The 17665-nt window shown below is 70.5% G+C and carries 15 protein-coding genes; 7 read left to right on the top strand and 8 right to left on the bottom strand.

Annotation, left to right across the window (positions count from 1 at the left end; all coding sequences use genetic code 11):
• Positions 1 to 6: 6 nt before the first annotated feature.
• Positions 7 to 1002 carry an AurF N-oxygenase family protein gene (locus tag ABD978_RS14185; RefSeq protein WP_345353800.1) on the top strand — a complete coding sequence of 332 codons (996 nt, stop codon included), beginning with the start codon at positions 7 to 9 and terminating at the stop codon, positions 1000 to 1002.
• 22 nt (positions 1003 to 1024) lie between these two features.
• Positions 1025 to 1846, top strand: coding sequence for an SDR family NAD(P)-dependent oxidoreductase (locus tag ABD978_RS14180; RefSeq protein WP_345353799.1), 822 nt, complete (start codon positions 1025 to 1027; stop codon positions 1844 to 1846).
• Between the two features lie 130 nt (positions 1847 to 1976).
• On the opposite strand, the gene ctaD is transcribed toward ABD978_RS14180, so the two are convergent.
• Positions 1977 to 3653 carry an aa3-type cytochrome oxidase subunit I gene (gene ctaD, locus ABD978_RS14175; protein ID WP_345353798.1) on the bottom strand — a complete coding sequence of 559 codons (1677 nt, stop codon included), beginning with the start codon at positions 3651 to 3653 and terminating at the stop codon, positions 1977 to 1979.
• A gap of 205 nt (positions 3654 to 3858) precedes the next feature.
• Between ctaD and ABD978_RS14170 the strand changes: the two genes are divergently transcribed.
• A complete protein-coding gene (locus ABD978_RS14170) occupies positions 3859 to 5871 on the top strand; it encodes a S53 family peptidase (RefSeq protein WP_345353797.1) in 2013 nt (670 codons plus the stop codon).
• Positions 5872 to 6165: 294 nt separating this feature from the next.
• On the opposite strand, the gene ABD978_RS14165 is transcribed toward ABD978_RS14170, so the two are convergent.
• Entirely contained in the window at positions 6166 to 6960 is a 795-nt protein-coding gene (locus ABD978_RS14165) for a low temperature requirement protein A (RefSeq protein ID WP_345353796.1), read from the bottom strand.
• Positions 6961 to 6977: 17 nt separating this feature from the next.
• The gene (locus tag ABD978_RS14160; protein ID WP_345353795.1) at positions 6978 to 7934 is read right to left on the bottom strand and encodes an SDR family NAD(P)-dependent oxidoreductase; all 957 of its coding nucleotides are present in this window, start codon (positions 7932 to 7934) and stop codon (positions 6978 to 6980) included.
• Positions 7935 to 8106: 172 nt separating this feature from the next.
• Here ABD978_RS14160 and ABD978_RS14155 point away from each other — a divergent pair, with 172 nt between their 5' ends.
• A complete protein-coding gene (locus ABD978_RS14155; RefSeq protein WP_345353794.1) occupies positions 8107 to 8694 on the top strand; it encodes a TetR/AcrR family transcriptional regulator in 588 nt (195 codons plus the stop codon).
• A gap of 26 nt (positions 8695 to 8720) precedes the next feature.
• Here the strand turns inward: ABD978_RS14155 and ABD978_RS14150 are convergent, their stop codons facing one another.
• Entirely contained in the window at positions 8721 to 9632 is a 912-nt protein-coding gene (locus ABD978_RS14150; RefSeq protein ID WP_345353793.1) for a hypothetical protein, read from the bottom strand.
• Positions 9633 to 10012: 380 nt separating this feature from the next.
• Here ABD978_RS14150 and ABD978_RS14145 point away from each other — a divergent pair, with 380 nt between their 5' ends.
• Complete coding sequence (locus ABD978_RS14145) at positions 10013 to 10372, top strand: hypothetical protein (RefSeq protein ID WP_345353792.1); 360 nt, start codon at positions 10013 to 10015, stop codon at positions 10370 to 10372.
• Between the two features lie 3 nt (positions 10373 to 10375).
• Here ABD978_RS14145 and ABD978_RS14140 read toward each other — a convergent pair whose 3' ends face one another.
• A complete protein-coding gene (locus tag ABD978_RS14140) occupies positions 10376 to 11446 on the bottom strand; it encodes an enolase C-terminal domain-like protein (protein WP_345353791.1) in 1071 nt (356 codons plus the stop codon).
• The gene (locus tag ABD978_RS14135; RefSeq protein WP_345353790.1) at positions 11443 to 14211 is read right to left on the bottom strand and encodes an FAD-binding and (Fe-S)-binding domain-containing protein; all 2769 of its coding nucleotides are present in this window, start codon (positions 14209 to 14211) and stop codon (positions 11443 to 11445) included. The genes ABD978_RS14140 and ABD978_RS14135 overlap by 4 nt, the downstream gene beginning before the upstream one ends.
• A 195-nt stretch (positions 14212 to 14406) precedes the next feature.
• Here ABD978_RS14135 and ABD978_RS14130 point away from each other — a divergent pair, with 195 nt between their 5' ends.
• Positions 14407 to 16191, top strand: coding sequence for a thiamine pyrophosphate-requiring protein (locus ABD978_RS14130; RefSeq protein WP_345353789.1), 1785 nt, complete (start codon positions 14407 to 14409; stop codon positions 16189 to 16191).
• A gap of 54 nt (positions 16192 to 16245) precedes the next feature.
• Positions 16246 to 16425 (top strand): hypothetical protein, encoded by a 180-nt coding sequence (locus ABD978_RS14125; RefSeq protein WP_345353788.1) that lies wholly within the window; start codon positions 16246 to 16248, stop codon positions 16423 to 16425.
• 69 nt (positions 16426 to 16494) lie between these two features.
• Here ABD978_RS14125 and ABD978_RS14120 read toward each other — a convergent pair whose 3' ends face one another.
• Both ABD978_RS14120 and ABD978_RS14115 read right to left on the bottom strand, forming a co-directional pair.
• Entirely contained in the window at positions 16495 to 16656 is a 162-nt protein-coding gene (locus ABD978_RS14120; protein WP_345353787.1) for a hypothetical protein, read from the bottom strand.
• A gap of 166 nt (positions 16657 to 16822) precedes the next feature.
• Positions 16823 to 17635 (bottom strand): GAF domain-containing protein, encoded by an 813-nt coding sequence (locus ABD978_RS14115; RefSeq protein ID WP_345353786.1) that lies wholly within the window; start codon positions 17633 to 17635, stop codon positions 16823 to 16825.
• Positions 17636 to 17665: the final 30 nt, after the last annotated feature.

The following is a 17665-nucleotide window of genomic DNA, read 5'->3' as shown; positions in this document are numbered from 1 at the left end:
AGAGTCATGTCCAACCCCCCGAGCAAGACACTCGACGAGGAGATCCACGCGACGGTCGAGGACCGCGCGGCCTACACCGGCGTGATCCAGCGTCTGTCGAAGGCGTCGGTCGACAAGCACTGGGACGCCTACGCCGACATCCCCTGGTCCGACCCCGACTTCGCGGTCGACCCCGACGACCCCCGCTGGATCCTGCCGTCCGTCGACCCCCTCGGCCGTACGGAGTGGTACCGCTCGCAGCCGCCGGAGGTGCAGTCCCGGATCGGCCTGTGGCGAGTGGCCACGATGATGAAGATCGGCCTGCAGTTCGAGAACCTGCTCAAGCGCGGGCTGCTGAGCTACGCCTACCGGCTGCCGAACGGCTCCCCGGAGTTCCGCTACGTCCTGCACGAGGCGAGCGAGGAATGTCAGCACGCGATGATGTTCCAGGAGTTCGTCAACCGGACGAAGATGCCGATCCGCGGGATGCCCAAGGCCCTGGACGTCCTGTCCCAGGTCGCCCCGCACGTTCCGCGCATCTCCACGGAGCTGTTCTTCGTCTTCGTGCTGGGCGGCGAGGACCCCATCGACTACGTCCAGCGCAAGACGGTCAAGAACGGCGAGGCGAAGCATCCGCTGCAGGAGACGATCATGCGGATCCACATCGCCGAGGAGGCGCGGCACATCTCGTTCGCCCGTCACTACCTCCGGCACCGCGTGCCCACGATGCCCGCCCCCCGCCGCCGGGCGCTGGGCGTGGCCACCCCCCTCGTCCTCGGCCTGATGGCGCGGATCATGCTCGCTCCCCCGGGCCCGATGGTGCGGCACTTCGGCATCCCGAAGGACGTCGTCCGCGAGGCGTACGGCACGGACGACTGGACCGCGGAATTCAAGAACTGCGTCGCCAAGATCCGTGACCTCGCCGCCGAGCTCGACCTGATCACCCCTGTCAGCAAGCGGGTCTGGAAGGCCGTCGGCCTCTGGGACACGCCGAAGCCGCGCCGGGCGCGAGCCGCCCGCTGAGACACCAACGAGGAGCCCTCGCATGACCTCCCGGATCGCCATCGTCACCGGCGGAGCCTCCGGCATCGGCCGGGCCATCGCGGCCGCCCTCGCGGCCCGCGGCGACATCGTGACCGTCGCCGACATCGACGCCGACGGCGCCGAGAAGCTCGCGGCCCGGCTGTCCGAGCGCGCGCCGGCCACGGCCGCCGCCCTGGACGTGACCGACGCCGACGCGGTCGCCGCGCTGTACCGGTCGGTCCGGGAGGAGCACGGCCGCCTGGACCTGGTCTTCAACAACGCCGGCATCGCGGTCGGCGGGATGACCGAAGAGCTCACCCTCGACCACTGGAACCGCACGATCGACGTGAACCTGCGGGGCGTCGTCCACGGCGTGCACGCGGCGTACCCGATCATGCTGGAGCAGGGGCACGGGCACATCGTGAACACCGCGTCGCTGGCCGGCCTCGTGCCCGCGCCGCTGATGCTGCCCTACACCGCCACGAAGCACGCGGTCGTCGGGATGAGCCTGGCGCTGCGCGCGGAGGCCGCGAGCCGGGGCGTCCGGGTCAGCGTGATCTGTCCGGGTTTCGTCGACACGCCCCTGCTCGACAACGCCAATCCGGACCTGCCGCCGACCGAGACCGGCAGGAACGCCCGCCGGGCGGCACAGCGCGTGCAGCGCAGACTCTACCCCGCCTCCGCGCTGGCCCGTGACGTGCTGCGGGGGATCGACCGGAACGACGCGCTCATCGTCGCGCCGGCGTCCGGGCGGGCGGCGTGGCTCGGTGCGCGGCTGTCGCCCCGGGCGGCGGTCCGCATCGCCGGCCTGAGCGTACGGCGCATGCGCGGCCTCGCCGGCTGACGGCGGCCCGCGTCCCCGCCGCGTGCGGCGACGCGGGCTCGACGGCCGACGCGCCTGGCATCGCCTGCCCCGGCGTACGGCGGCGAGGGCGCTCATCGGCGACCTGCGCGGGCCGTACGGCGGGAGCCGCTCAGTCCTTCTGCCCGGCCGGGAGTTCCTCGGCCGGGGGCGACGGCAGGCGCGGATAGTGCAGGTCGAAGGCCGGCCGCTCGGAGCGGATCCGCGGGATCGAGAGGAAGTTGTGCCTCGGCGGCGGGCAGGAGGTCGCCCACTCCAGGGAGTTGCCGAAGCCCCAGGGGTCGTCGACGCCGACGCGCGGTGCCTTCCGCCAGGTGATGTAGACGTTGTAGATGAACACGAGCGTGGACGCCCCCAGAAGGAACGCGCCGATGCTGGAGATCAGGTTCTCTGTGGTGAAGACCCGGGCGTAGTCGGCGTAGCGGCGCGGCATCCCCTCCGCGCCCAGCCAGTGCTGGATCAGGAACGTCGTGTGGAACCCGATGAACAGCATCCAGAACTGGATCTTCCCCAGCCGGTCGTTCAGCATCTTCCCCGTCATCTTCGGCCACCAGAAGAAGAACCCCGCGAACATCGCGAACACCACCGTGCCGAACAGCACGTAGTGGAAGTGCGCCACGACGAAATAGGAGTCGTTGACGTGGAAGTCCAGGGGCGGTGACGCGAGGATCACGCCGGTCAGGCCGCCGAACAGGAAGGTGACGAGGAAGCCGATCGACCACAGCATGGGCGACTCGAAGGACAGATGTCCCCGCCACATCGAGCCCACCCAGTTGAAGAACTTGACCCCGGTCGGGATCGCGATCAGGAACGTCATGAAGGAGAAGAACGGCAGCAGGACCTGCCCGGTGGGGAACATGTGATGCGCCCAGACCGTCGCCGACAGGCCGGTGATGGCCATCGTCGCGCCGACCATGCCGACGTAGCCGAACAACGGTTTCCGGGCGAAGACCGGGATGACCTCGGTGACGATGCCGAAGAACGGCAGCGCGACGATGTACACCTCCGGGTGGCCGAAGAACCAGAACAGGTGCTGCCAGATCATGCCGCCGTTCACCTGCGCGTCGAACACGTGCGCGCCGAGCTTGCGGTCCGCCTCCAGGGCGAGCAGCGCGGCGGCCAGGACGGGGAAGGCCAGCAGGACGAGGACGCCGGTGAACAGGATGTTCCACGTGAAGATCGGCATCCGGAACATCGTCATGCCCGGCGCCCGCATGCAGATGATCGTCGTGATGAAGTTGACCGACGTCAGGATGGTCCCCATCCCGGACAGGACGAGCCCCATGATCCACAGGTCCGGGCCGAGGCCGGGCGAGTGGGCGGCGCCGTTCAACGGCGCGTAGGCGTACCAGCCGAAGGCGGCCGGGCCGTTCGGGACGAAGCCCGACGCGAGCACCATCAGCCCGCCGAACAGGAAGAACCAGTAGCTGAGCATGTTCATCCGTGGGAAGGCCACGTCCGGCGCGCCGATCTGCAGCGGCATGATCACGTTGGCGAACCCGGCGAACAGGGGTGTGGCGAACAGCAGCAGCATGATCGTGCCGTGCAGGGTGAACAGCACGTTGTACTGCTGGTTGCTCATGATCTGCAGGCCGGGCTGCATGAGCTCGGCGCGGATGAGCATCGCCATCAACCCGGCGGCCAGGAAGAAGAAGAACGAGGTCGCCAGGTACATATAACCGATCACCTTGTGATCGGTCGAAGACAGCCAGCTGACGAGGATCTGCCCCTTGGAACGGGGCTGGGACGGCTGCGCCGCCGTAGGCGGCGTACGCCCAAGTAGGACCATTGAGGTCTCCCCCTGCCCTCAGGCACCGCCGCCTTCCACTATTAGCCGTCGCGCCGCCGCGCGCAAGAGTGGCGCTAGATGTCCAGTTGTGGCCCCCAGTTCCCGATTTTCGCATCTATTCCATAACAACTCTTGATTAACAGGGTCCCCACCGAAATCCTCGCGTCGCGGCGTTCCCCTACGCCGCTCACGAAAGGACTGGTGGATGTCCCGAGACGGACGACGTCGCGTGCTGACCGCCGCGGCCCTGGCTCTGCCGCTCCTCGCGGCGGGCCTGTCGGCCACGACGACGGCACAGGCGAACGACCGGAGACCGGTCGCGGGCACCAAGCCCACCTGGGCCCGTGCCGCCGCCGACCGCGGCAAGACCAACGACTCCCAGCGGCTCGACGCGAGGATCTGGCTGGCCGGGAAGGACCCGAAGGGCCTCGACGCCTACGCCGAGGCGGTCGCCACGCCCGGCAGCCCGCAGTACCGCAAGTTCCTCAGCCCCGCCGACTTCGACAGGCTCTTCGGCCCCACGGCCGAGCAGAAGAACGCCGTGAAGTCGTGGCTGACCTCCGCGGGCCTGACGGTCGACGCGGTCAACAGCCACTACGTCCACGTCACCGGCCGCGTCTCCCAGGCCAAGAAGGCGTTCGGCACCGACTTCCGCAACTACGCCGCCCAGAACACGATCGTGCGGGCGCCCTCCGGCGATGCGACCGTCCCCGCCTCGGTCGCCTCGGCCGTGCGCACGATCACCGGCCTGGACAGCGCCAAGCACGTCCGGGTGGCGGGCGACACGCTGCCGCCGCCCGAGCAGAACTACTGGGTCGCCCAGCCGTGCGAGCAGTACTACGGCCAGAAGATCGCCACCAAGCAGCCCAAGGCGTACGGCAAGCACCAGCCGTACGCGATGTGCGGCCTGCTGCCGAAGCAGTTGCGCGGGGCGTACGGCGCCACGTCGAGTGGCCTGACCGGCAAGGGCTCGACGGTCGCGATCGTCGACGCCTACGCTGCGCCGAAGATGCTCGAGGTCTCGAACACCTTCTCCAAGAAGTACGGTGAGCAGCCGTTCGCCAAGGGCCAGTACCGCGAGGCCCTGCCCGCGACGTTCGACTACACCGAGGAGTGCGGCGCGTCCGGCTGGTACGGCGAGGAGGCCCTCGACGTCACCGCCGTGCACGCGGTGGCCCCCAAGGCCAAGGTCGTCTACGTCGGCGCGCAGAACTGCCTCGACACCGGCCTGGACGACGCCCTCCTGAACATCGTCGACAACCACCTGGCCGACATCGTCAGCAACTCCTGGGGCGACCTGTCGGAGCACTACACGCCGGCGATGATCGACGCGGAAGAGTCGATCTACAAGCAGGGCGCCATCGAGGGCATCGGCTTCTACTTCTCGACCGGTGACTGCGGCTACGAGGTGCCGGGCACTCCCTGCCAGGCGCGGTACGGCGACAGCGGGTCGACGAAGCGCCAGACGGACATGCCCGCCTCCGACCCGTGGGTGACCGCGGTCGGCGGCACGACCCTCGCGGTCGGCAAGCGCAACGACTACAAGTTCGAGACCGGCTGGAACTTCACCACCGACAGCCTGTCCGCGGACGGCAAGACGTGGAACCCGGCGCCTCCCGGCCACTACCCGGACAACTACGCGGGCGGCTCCGGCGGCGGCACCAGCGAGCTGTTCACCCAGCCCGGCTACCAGCGGGCGGTCGTGCCGTCGTCGCTGAGCCGTACGCTGCCGGACGGTTCCAAGGCGGCCAAGCCGATGCGCGTCATCCCGGACATCGCGGCCGTCGCCGACTCGACGACCGGCATCCGTTACCCGGAGTGGGCGCAGCTGCCGGACGGATCGTACGGCTACGCGGAGAGCCGCGTCGGCGGCACCAGCCTCGCCTGCCCGGTCATCGCGGGCCTGCAGGCGCTCGCCCAGCAGCGTCAGGGCGGCGCGCCGATCGGCTTCGCCAACCCGGCGATCTACCTGCGGGCGGGCAAGGGCCTGCTCCACGACGTGACCGACACCCCGCTCGGCAAGAACAACCCGGTGGCGTTCGTGCGGACGAACTACACCTACCCGTACACCAAGCAGGGCCCGCTGGTCTACGTGCTGCGCACCACCGGCAACTACGGCATCCCCAAGGGTGACGCGCTGCCCGCGGTCCGCGGCTACGACAGCATCACCGGCGTCGGCACCCCGACGGCGAAGTACCTGCTGTCCTACCGGTTCTGACCGGACCTAGCCGACCGTAGCCGATCGGCGAATGGGGCCGGGTGCGCCAGCGCACCCGGCCCCTTCTCATTGAGGTGGGCGGCGAGTTGCTCCCACTGACGTATGGGCGGAACGTCGCGCCCCGGGCGCGTTCGGCGGCCAGGTGAGCATGCCGGCGTCCAGGGCGGCCAGTACGCGGTGCGGTGAGGCGGGCGTGCCGGGTGGCCCGAACGGAGCGGTGTCGAGCGCGTCGAGGTAGGAGCGCATGGTGGCCAGGGGCGGGCCGAAGCGTTCGTCGTGCGCCCCGAGATCGTCTCACGACACCTCGTCGGCGGCGGATTCCTCTTCGTGGGCCAGGCGGTATGCCACGGCGAACCCCCAGGGGACACCGAGGACGAGGACGAGAACGAGACCCAGTACGAGTGGCGCCAGGCGCGCGGCACCGACGCCCACGCACACGACGGCCGCGACGACGCAGATACGGGCCAGCGGCCGGTAGAGACGGCGATCCAGGCGCCAGACGCGCAGGGATGTCGCAAGCACCATCGTCGCGCAGAGCACGACTGCCGCACCCCCGCAGAGCACCCATGCCGTCGCGGCGGGGGTCCGGCCGTCGTGGGCGTGCTCGACGAGGCCAACCATCGCGGCGCCCATGGCGGCCACCGCGGCCATGAGCGGCAAGTGAACCAGCATCCACTGCACAGTGCTCGCGCGTGTGGGCCTCGGCCGCCGGTGCCCGGAGAAGTCGAAGTACGTCCACCAGGCACCGAAGCCGACAACGACGGCGACGAGCCCGACGGCGAGGGTGACTGCGCTGGTCGGCTCGTGGGCCAGTCCGTCGACGACTCCGGTCACGGTCTCACCGAGCACACTGCCGTTGAACCAGGCGATCCACACCAGCGCGAACACCGCTGCGAACTCGCCCAGTCCGCGCCAGGTCAGGTGCCCGGCCAAGTGGTGAGCGGCTTGAGCGACCAGCACGACCACGACCAGGTCGTAGAACAGCTCGAGCGGGCCGACCACCCGTTCGCGCGGCTGCTCGCCGTGGGCGCGCGGGGGCTGCCACAGCTGACGGCGTAGCCGGGCCCACAGCTCGTGTCGGGAGGTCATGTCCGCAGCGCGGAATGTCAACGGACGAGAGCCTCGGACCTGGCCCACAGCCGGGTCGCGTTCTCCCGGTCCAGGGCGTACGGCGCGACACCGGCGACGGCACCGGCTCGTTCGGCGACCGGCTCGGACTGCGCGCAGTCCTCGAAATAGCGGCCGGTGATGCCCTCCACCGTCGGCGAGGCGGCCAACAGCACCGAGGTCGCGGCGCCCTGCTCCACATTCTTCTGCGGTGGTAGTGCGAGTTCGCCCGAGGTTATGAAGTCCGCCACCTGCTGCGGATCCATGTGCCTGGCCAGGGCCGTGTCGCCGACGTTGCCCGGCATCAGAGCGTTGGCGGTTATGCCGTCGTCGGCCCATCGTTCGGCGGCACCGACGGCGAACAGGACGTTGGCGGTCTTCGACTGCCCGTAGGAGGTCCATGGGTCGTAGGGGCGGAAGCGGTAGTCCAGGTCATCGAAGACGACCGGTGAGAAGAGGTGGCCGATGGAACTCACCGAGACGATCCGTGCGCCGTCCGCCGCCGCGAGTGCCGGGTGGAGGCCGACGGCGAGGGCGAAGTGGCCCAGGTGGTTGACGGCGAACTGCGCCTCCCGGCCGTCAGGTGTGCGGGTGAGTTCCGGCAGGGCCATCACTCCGGCGTTGCCGACCAGGATGTGCAACGGGCCGTGCCAGGCCGCCACGAACGCCGCGATCGTCGACCGGTCGGCCAGGTCGAGCCGCCCTACTGTCAATCGTCCTGAGTCGGGCGGCAGTTCTGCCTCCAGGCGCGCCACCACGCGGGCGCCCGCGTCGGTGTCCCGCACGGCCAGGGTGACGTCGGCGCCCGCCGCGGCGAGCGCCCGCGCCGTCTCCACGCCGATTCCGGAACTGGCTCCGGTCACCACGGCCCGGCGGCCGTGCAGGTCGACGCCGTCGATCACCTCGGCGGCGGTCGTGCTCGCCCCGAACAGGTGAGGCGTCTGGGATACGGACATGAGGTGAGTCTCCTGACGTGAGAGAACCGCGGCGTTCCGGGACCGTACGGCCGCCCAGGGCGCGGTGTTCCATGAAGGTTGCTCCAGATAGATAACTAACTGGATAGATACAACCGTAGGTCCCGCCTCGTTCGTTGTCAATAACTAGATAGTTACTTGCTAGGGTGACGACATGTCACGGGACTCCACCGCCACCAAGGCCCGGCTGCTCGACGCCGCCTTCACCGAGTTCGCCGCCTACGGCGTCGCCGGTGCCCGGGTGGACCGGATCGCCGAGACCGCAGGGGTGAACAAGCGGCTGATCTACGTCTACTTCGGCAACAAGGAACAGCTGTTCGACGCCGTGCTGCAACGGGCACTGGCGGAGGGAGCCGAGTCGGTCCCCTTCGACGTCGCGGACCTGCCCGGATACGCCGGCGCCATCTTCGACCACCTCGTCGCCCGGCCGGATCTGATGCGCCTTCGACTATGGAAACTGCTGGAGCGCCCCTCCGCCACCGGACTCGAACCGGACGCCTTTCGCCGCAAGACCGCGGAAGTGGCCGACGCGCAACAGCGTGATGACGTCGCCCAGGACATGGCGCCCGCCGATCTCCTGACCATGGTTCTCGCCGTGGCCCAAGCATGGTTCTGGGCCGCCGAAGGCGTCGACGCGGAGGAGGGCGGCCGATCCTGGTCGCAGGAGCGGTTGGCCCTGCACCGCGCGGCGGTCGTGCAGGCCGCCCGCCGGATCGTCGAGCCGACGGCGCCTGATGCGTAGCCGTCCGACCGGCCGGAGGCGCCCGCTCAGGCTCGCATGACGGAGTGGAGCTGCTCGCGGGCGTCGTGCATCTCCGGCAGGCCCGCCCAGCGGCCCGACAGCCGGTAGACGCCGGCGATGTGGTCGTTGACCCGGACCGAGGAGACGAGCGGCGCGATGCGGGCGAGCGCGGTCATGCGGTCGGCGGCCATGGGCGCGTCGCCGGCTCGCAGCGCCGCCTCGACCTCCCACGCCTGGTAGGCGACGAAGAGGAGGGTGGAGCACTGCGCGCCGAGGCGGACGGCCTCGGCGATGGCGGACCGGGCGCCGCCGTGCTCACGCATCCCCAGCATGGCGACCCCGACGTTGCCCAGCATGTCGGACATCCCGTACGTCGGCAGGCCGTCGACGACGAGCGCTTCCTCCAGCACCTCCCGTGCCGCGCGCTCCTGTCCGGGCAGCAGCGCCAGGGAGCGCCCGAGCCGCAGCCGCAGCCACGCCCGGCGGGCCGGTGGCAGGTCGCCGAGCCGGAGGCCGAGCCGCGCGTACATCGCGCCGCGGTCGCCTCGTCGCTGGTCGATGTTGATGCGGCTCAGGGTGCTGTACGCGTCGGCCTGGGCGCGGGTGCTGCCGGAGCGCCGGGCCAGGTCGAGCGCGAACACCCCGGTCTGCTCGGCCGCGGCGTAGCGCCGGGAGTCGTACAGCACGCGCGCGGCCTCGCACGCGAGGTCGGAGGACGCCTCCTGGAGCGCCCGGTCGGACCCGCTGACGGCCGGCCCGACCTTCCGTAGATGCCGGAGCGCCGTGGAGACGACCGGAATCCCGCCCTGCTGATAGCGGTCGTGCGCGAGGCGTTCGGCGAGTTGCCGGACGTAACCCGGATCCTGATAAGGGCCGACCTTCGGAGTTGGAACGAAAGTGATGGATGCGGCCGCCGCGACGAACTCTCTGCGCCTCACGGGATCGTCCTCCGAAATGGGCGATATGCGTACTTCCCAACCTATGCGGTTCAGCAGCCGTTCCGTACGGGCGATTCCAGGATCGCGCATCCCGCGCGACGCCTGGGACACCCAGCTCTGAGATACGCCCAGCTCACGGGCGAGATCGAGCTGCGACCAACCGCGCAGCCCCATGATCGAACGAAGCGCCTCCGGGAGACCGTTACCGTCCATATTCGCAGAGTAGTGCGCACCGCACTCACCCGGCTACCGTCGCCACCCGGAAGGCGTGCATCATTTCCAGCAAAACAGAGGACCGTTCGCAACAGCCTCATTGACCGGCTGAAACAGCAGGTGTCGATAACCTGTTCGAAGACCGGCCATTCGGGAAGGGAACTCCCATGGGCGCATGTCCCACCCCCCACCGCGAAGCCCTCGAACACGCGCTCCGCGCCCTCGCGGACGCGGTGTCCGGGCTCGGCCTGCACGTCACGATGGCCGGGCCGGTGACCCTGGTGGTCAGCGGTGAACGGCCCGCGCCCGAGGATCCGGGTGACCGGATCGCCGCGCTCCTCGAGCCCGCGGAGCCGCTCAGTCAGTCCGTCACGATCGAGTCCCACGACGGCCGGCTCTGGTGGTGCTGGGTGTGGGCCGACGCCGACCGCGGCGGCCACGACTCCGAGCCGATCCGGCCGATCGAGGAGGTCGGGGAGGTGGCCCGCCGCATCCACACCGTGGTCGCCCTGCCCTCCGCGACCTGAGAGTCAGCGGACGCGGTATCGCTCGGCGTCGGCGTGCTTGAAGCTCAGTCCGAGGCCCGGAGCGTCCTCACGCGGGCGGACGCAGCCGCCCTTCGGCGACAGGGCGCCGTCGAAGAGCATCGACTCGATCCGCACGTGGTCGTGGAACCACTCGATGTGCCGCGCGTTCGGGATCGCGGCCATCGCCGCCGCGTGCAGGTGCGGCGCGCAGTGCGCCGACAGGTCCTTGCCGTGCGCGCGGGCCAGGCCGGCCACGCGCAGGAACTCGGTGATGCCCCCGACCCTGGTGACGTCGGCCTGCGGGCAGTCGACGGCGTCGATGATCCGGGTGAAGTACGGCAGGTCGTAGCCGTACTCACCGGCGGCCACCTCGCACTCCACCGCCGACCGGACCTCCCGCAGGCCGGGCAGGTCGTCGGAGGAGACCGGTTCCTCGAACCATCGCAGGTCCACGTCGGCGGCCTGATGGGCGACGCGGATCGCCTGTTTCGCGGAGTAGGCGCCGTTGGCGTCGGCGTACAGCTCCACGCCGCCGCCGACGACCTCGCGGGCGAGTTCGAGACGCTGCAGGTCGCGGCTCTCCCTGCTCCCCCACGACTCGCCGATCTTGATCTTAACCCGGGGAATGCCCAGATCGCCGGCCCAGTGCCCGAGCTGCTCCCGGGTCCGGCCCGCGTCGTACGTGGTGAAGCCGCCGGAGCCGTACACCGGCACCTCGGTGCGGACGGCGCCGAGGAGCCGGTGCAGCGGGAGTCCGAGGGTCCGGGCCCGCAGGTCCCACAGCGCGCAGTCGACCGCGGAGATCGCCATCGAGCAGATCCCCGGCCGGCCGGCGTTGCGGACCGTCCGGCACATCGCCTCGTGCGAGGCGGCGACGTCCTCGCTCACCACCGAGGCCAGCTCGGCGGTCACGACGTCGGCGACGGCGGCCGGGCCGTACGTCCAGCCGAGGCCGGAGCGGCCGTCCGCGCGGACCTCGACGAGCACCATCGTCGTCGACGTCCACTCCAGCGTGCCGTCGGCCTCGGGTCCGTCGGTCGGGATCGTGTACGCGGCGGCGTGCAGCTCGATCACGTGAGCACCTCCGCCAGGAGCTCGGCGAGGTGGATGGGCCGGGCGTCGGTCCGCTGCTCGATCTGGGTGCGGCAGGAGAAGCCGTCGGCGAGGATCCGGGCGCCGTCCGTCGCGTCGCGCACGGCGGGCAGCACGCCCAGCTCACCGACGCCGATGGACACCTCGTAGTGCCCGCGCTCGAAGCCGAAGTTGCCGGCGAGGCCGCAGCAGCCCTCGTCGAGGACCTCGGCCTCGATCCCGGCGCGCTTCAGCAGCTCGCCGTCGGCGTCGAAGCCCCAGATGGCGTGCTGGTGGCAGTGCGGCTGCGCGATGGCGTGGATCCCGGTCCCGGGCGGTGGCGCGGTGACGAACGCGGGCGCCCGGTCGAGGAGGAACTCCGACAGTGAGTGCGTCTGCTTCGCCAGCAGCTTCACGTCCTCGGACACCGGCTCCCCGGACAGCAGCTCCGGCGCGTCGGAGCGGAAGACGGCCGAGCAGCTCGGTTCCAGGCCCACGACGGGCACGCCCCGGCGCAGCCGTGGGGCGAGGGCGCGGACCGTGCGGCGCAGCACGCGGGCGGCCACGCCGAGCTGGCCGGTGGAGATCCAGGTCAGCCCGCAGCAGAGCGGGACGGGCGGCACCTCGACGCGGAACCCGGCGGCCTCCAGCACGCGTACGGCGGCCTTTCCGGCCGCGGGGTGGAAGTTGTTCGTGAAGGTGTCCGGCCACAGCACGACCGGGTCGCCGTCCCCCTGGGATCCGCGCCGGGCGAACCAGTCGGTGAAGCGTTCCCCGGCGAACCGCGGCAGGTCACGACGCTGGTCGACGCCACCGGCCCACTTGACGACACGGTTCAGGCCGGGTGCGTGCGTCACCGCGTTGACCACGCCCGGCGCCGCGGCGGCCAGCCGCGCGGACAGGGGCAGCCAGCCCATCGAGTAGTGCGGGCGCGGCCGGAGCCGCCACCGGTAGTGGTGGGCCAGGAACTCCGCCTTGTAGGTCGCCATGTCCACGTGGACGGGGCAGTCGCCGCGGCAGCCCTTGCAGGCCAGGCACAGGTCCAGGGCGTCGTCGACGTCCTTGGACCGCCAGCCGTCGGTGATCACCTCGCCGCGCATCATCTCCATGAGGACACGGGCGCGGCCGCGCGTGGAGTGCTCCTCCTCGCGGGTCACCCGGTAGCTCGGGCACATCACGCCGCCGGAGGTCGACCGGCACTTGCCGATGCCCACGCAGCGGGCGGCGGCGTGGGTGAATCGGTGGTGGTCATCCGGGTAGGAGAAGTGCGTCCGGGGCTCGCGCGGGTTGTAGTCGAGGTGGTCGAGGTTCTCGTCGAGCCGGTACACGCGGCGGCCGGCCGGCGCGGCGACCTTGCCCGGATTCATCCGGTCGTCGGGGTCGAAGATCTGTTTGTACCGGCCGAACAGCGCCACGACCTCATCGCCGAACATGATCGGCAGGAGTTCCGCGCGGGACTGCCCGTCGCCGTGCTCGCCGGACAGCGACCCGCCGTACGACGCCACCAGCCGGGCGGCCCGCTCGGCGAACCGCCGGTACTTCCCCACCCCGTCCGGGTCCTCGAGGTCGAAGGCGATGCGGGTGTGCACGCAGCCCTGCCCGAAGTGCCCGTACAGCGACGCCTGCCCGTAGTCGAACTCGCTCAGCAGCGCCCGGAAGTCGCGCAGGTAGTCACCGAGCCGGTCCGGCGGCACGGCGGCGTCCTCCCAGCCCTCGTGCGTGTCGGGATGGCCCGGCGGGTACGCGGTCGCGCCGAGCCCCGCCTCGCGGATCTTCCAGAGGCGTTCCTCCTCGGCGGGATCGTCCATGAAGACCACGTGCGGATCGTGGTCGGTGCCCCGCAGCTCCTTGATCATGTGCTCGGCCCGCCCGTCGGCCTCCTCACGGGTGTCGCCGCCGAAGCGGACCATGAGCCAGCCCGACCCCTCGGGCAGTCCCTTCAGGGCGTCCTTGCCCGCGGCGTTCTCGGCCCGGGCGATGTCGATGAGCGTCTCGTCGAGTCCCTCCAGCGCGAGCGGCCGGTAGCCCGCGACCTTGGTGACCGCGTCCCCGGCGCGGAAGATGTCGGGATAGCCCAGGACGACGAGCGTCTGGTGGTTCGGCACCGGGAAGAGCTCGATCTCCGCGTGCAGCACGGTGATCAGGGTCGACTCGCTGCCGACCAGCGCCCGCGCCACGTTGAAGTGCTTCTCCGGGAGCAGGGAGTCGAGGTTGTAGCCGGAGATCCGGCGCGGGATGTCCGGGTACCGCGTGCGGATCAGCGCGAGGTTCTCCTCGACGAGCTCCCGCATCGCCCGGTAGATCTCGGCACGGCGGCCGCCCTCGGCGAGGATCTTCTCGTACTCCTCGTCGGAGGTCTTCCCGACCCACATCCGCACGCCGTCGTACGTCAGCACCTCCAGGCGGATCACCGAGTCGGCCATCTTGCCGTACGCCTGCGCGGTCGCGCCGCACGAGTTGTTGCCGATCATCCCGCCGATCGTGCACGTGTCGTGGGTCGACGGCTTCGGCCCCACCTGCAGCTTGTGGGGGGCCAGCAGGTCGTTCAGGTCGTCCAGGCAGATCCCCGGCTGTACGAGGGCCCGCCGCTCCTTCTCGTCCAGCCGGATGAGGTTGTGGCAGTACTTGGACCAGTCGATGACCACGCCCTCGTTGCAGCACTCGCCCGCGAGACTCGTCCCGCCGCCCCGCGAGAACACCGGCGCCCCGTGCTCCCGGCAGACCGCGATCGCCTCGACGGCGGCGTCGACGTTGTGCGGCACCACCACGCCGATCGGCGTCTGCCGGTAGTTGGAGGAGTCATGGGCGTACGCCGCGCGCGAGCCCGCATCGAACCGGACCTCCCCGTCGACCCGCGCTTCGAGATCTCGCTGAAAGGCTCATAAGACTCCGGTTACCCGCCCGGCAGGTTTCAATCGCGTGCGCCGGGAACGGCGTCTTTAGTGACCGCACGAGGAGGAGAGATGACGCGAACTGTCGCCGACCACCTGCTGGAACGCCTCCGCGAGTGGGGCGTGGAGTACCTTTTCGGGTATCCCGGGGACGGCATCAACGGCATCATCGCCGCGCTCGAGCGGGCGGACGACAACCCCAAGTTCATTCAGTCCCGCCATGAGGAGATGTCCGCCTTCGAGGCCGTCGGATACGCCAAACTCAGCGGAAAGCCCGCCGTCTGCATGGCGACCAGCGGGCCGGGCGCGATCCACCTGCTGAACGGCCTGTACGACGCCAAGCTCGACCACGTCCCGGTGGTCGCGATCGTCGGGCAGACCGCCCGGTCGGCGATGGGCGGCAACTACCAGCAGGAGGTCGACCTGCTGTCGCTCTTCAAGGACGTCGCGAGCGAGTACGTGCAGATGGCGACCGTGCCGGCGCAGTTCCCGAACCTGCTGGACCGCGCGATCCGGATCGCCATGGACGAGCGGGCTCCCACGGCCATCATCATCCCGTCCGACCTGCAGGAAGTGGAGTACGAGCCGCCCGCGCACGCGTTCAAGAACGTCCCCTCCAGCGCCCCCGGCTACACGCCGCCCGTCACCGTCGCGCCGCCCCAGGAGATCGAGCGGGCCGCGGAGGTCCTCAACGCCGGAGAGAAGGTCGCCATCCTCATCGGGCAGGGCGCCCGCAGCGCGGCCGCGGAGGTGCACGAGGTCGCCGAGCTGACCGGCGCCGGCGTGGCCAAGGCGCTGCTCGGCAAGGACGTGCTGCCGGACACCCTGCCGTACGTCACCGGCTCCATCGGCCTGCTCGGGACCCGGCCGTCGTGGGAGCTGATGCGGGACTGCGACACCCTGCTGATCGTCGGATCGAACTTCCCCTACACCCAGTTCCTCCCCGAGTTCGGCCAGGCGCGCGCCGTGCAGATCGACGTCGACGGCAAGCTGATCGGGATGCGCTACCCGACCGAGGTCAACCTGGTCGGCGACGCCGCCGAGACGCTGCGGCAGCTCATCCCCCTGCTCAAGAAGAACAAGAACCGTTCCTGGCGCAAGAAGGTCGAGAAGAACGTCGAGCGGTGGTGGGGCACCGTCGAGCGCGAGGCCATGGTCGAGGCCGACCCGATCAACCCCATGCGGCTCTTCTACGAGCTCAACGACCGGCTGCCGAAGAACGCCATCCTGACCGCCGACTCCGGATCGGCGGCGAACTGGTACGCCCGCGACCTGCGGCTGCCGTCGGGCGTCCGCGGCACGCTGTCCGGGACGCTGGCCACGATGGGGCCGGCTGTGCCGTACGCCATCGGCGCGAAGTTCGCCCACCCCGACCGGCCCGCGATCGCGTTCGTCGGCGACGGGGCCATGCAGATGAACGGCATGGCGGAGCTGATCACGATCCGCCGCTACGCCGACCGCTGGCAGGACCCGCGGCTGATCGTCGCCGTGCTGCACAACAACGACCTGAACCAGGTCACGTGGGAGCTGCGGGCGATGGGCGGCGCGCCGAAGTTCGAGGAGTCGCAGGTGCTGCCCGAGGTCTCCTACGCCGGGTTCGCGAGCATGATCGGCCTGGAGGGGATCCACGTCGACAAACCCGACGAGATCGGGCCCGCCTGGGACCGCGCGCTGAGCGCGGACGGCCCGGTCGTGCTCGACGTCCGGTGCGACCCCGACATCCCGCCGATCCCGCCGCACGCGGAGTTCTCACAGATCAAGGACATGACCGAGGCGGTCCTCAAGGGCGATCCCGACCGGGTGGGGATCGTGAAGAAGGGGATCAAGACCAAGATGCAGGAGCTGATCCACCGCTGAGCGCGCGGGCGCCCCTGCCATCCGCCGACCGCACCCCGACCCGTGGAGGTACTCATGGACTCAGATCCGCGCGAGACGCAAGACGAGGACCGGCAGTCGAACTCGGCCGCGCGCCTCTCGGAGCAGGCCGCCGAGCACGTCGGACGCGGCTACGACTCGACCCAGGAGGCCTTCGTGCACGAGCAGCGCGAACAGGGCCGGTCCGAGGACGATGAGGACGTCTCCCCGCGCTGACCCCGGGCACCCCTGATCGAAACGCCGACGCGGGCCCCGCATGGGGTCCGCGTCGGCACAGGGGCGTTCCTAGCCGTGTTCCGGGCGCTCGGATCGGCGCGGTCCGCCTTCGACCTCGCGTCTGACCTCCCGCTCGGCCCGGCGCCGGGCCTCGGCGAAGTAACGCTTGGGGTCACGGATCATGCGCTCCGAGCGATCGTCGGAGTCCTGCACGACGATGTCGTCCGCCATATCCACTCCCTCCCTTTCCGTAAGTGTCGGTGCCGTCCGGGCGAAGGTCAATCCGGATCACCCACCGCCTCGGCGCGAGGTCCGATCCCGCCGCCTCGGCGTGGGGTCCGATCAGACGGGCCGGCACGGGATCCGGTTCCGCCGTCCGGCGTGGGCTTCGGTCCGGTCACCGGCCGACCCGGAACACTCCCTCGTCCGGTGCCCCGTACGCGAGCGCGTCGGCGAGCAGGCCGGCCAGCAGCCGGACGAACGGCACCTCCGCCTCGGTCACCCCGGCGACGTCGATGGCGTCGACCGTGAGGATGCCGAACGCCCGATGCCCGGCGACCACGGGCACCGCGACGAACGACCGGTACCCGTGCTGGGCCGAGCCGCGCCACCCCGGCGGCGGGTCGGCCTCGACGTCCAGCGACACGACGTCCTGGTTGTGCCGGATCATCGCGAACACCGAGTCGCCCTCGACGGTGCCCTCCTCGAAGACCGTCACGGGCTCGTCCGCGCGCCCGGCGTACTGCGCGGGCTCCAGCTTGCGCGGTTTGCCCGGCGCGAACCGGAACCAGCAGGCCCGGACGCGTTCGGCGTCGATGAGGTGCGCCGCCGAGTCGAGGATCATCGGGACGGTGGCCTCCCGCAGGTTGCCGCGCTCCTGCCGGTTCGTGGCGGTGGCGATGCGCCCGAGCTGCCGGACGATCGGGTCCAGCGCGTCGTTCATCGTCACCCGCATCTCGACGGCGGCCTCGATGGCCGCCTGCTCGGCCTCCTTGCGCAACCGTTCCTTGCGGATCTGTTCGTATCCGGGCACCGCTGCGCCCACCACGCTCATGATGATGCTGAGCCCGATCCACCAGGGCTTGAGCGCGCCGGCGTCGCCGGCCTCGGCGCCCGCCAGGGCGACCAGGCCGACGGAGGCGACGCTCACGCCGGTGGTGAGGTAGATGCGCCCGACGGGACGCCGGTTGCCCTTGGGAGGTAGCCGCACCCACCGCAGATTAGGCGATCTTCGGTCGAT

The organism is Actinoallomurus liliacearum, from assembly GCF_039542035.1.
Classification (GTDB): Bacteria; Actinomycetota; Actinomycetes; order Streptosporangiales; family Streptosporangiaceae; genus Actinoallomurus; species Actinoallomurus liliacearum.
Note: the sequence above shows the minus strand (reverse complement) of the source record. Positions and strands in the feature narration are given on the sequence as shown.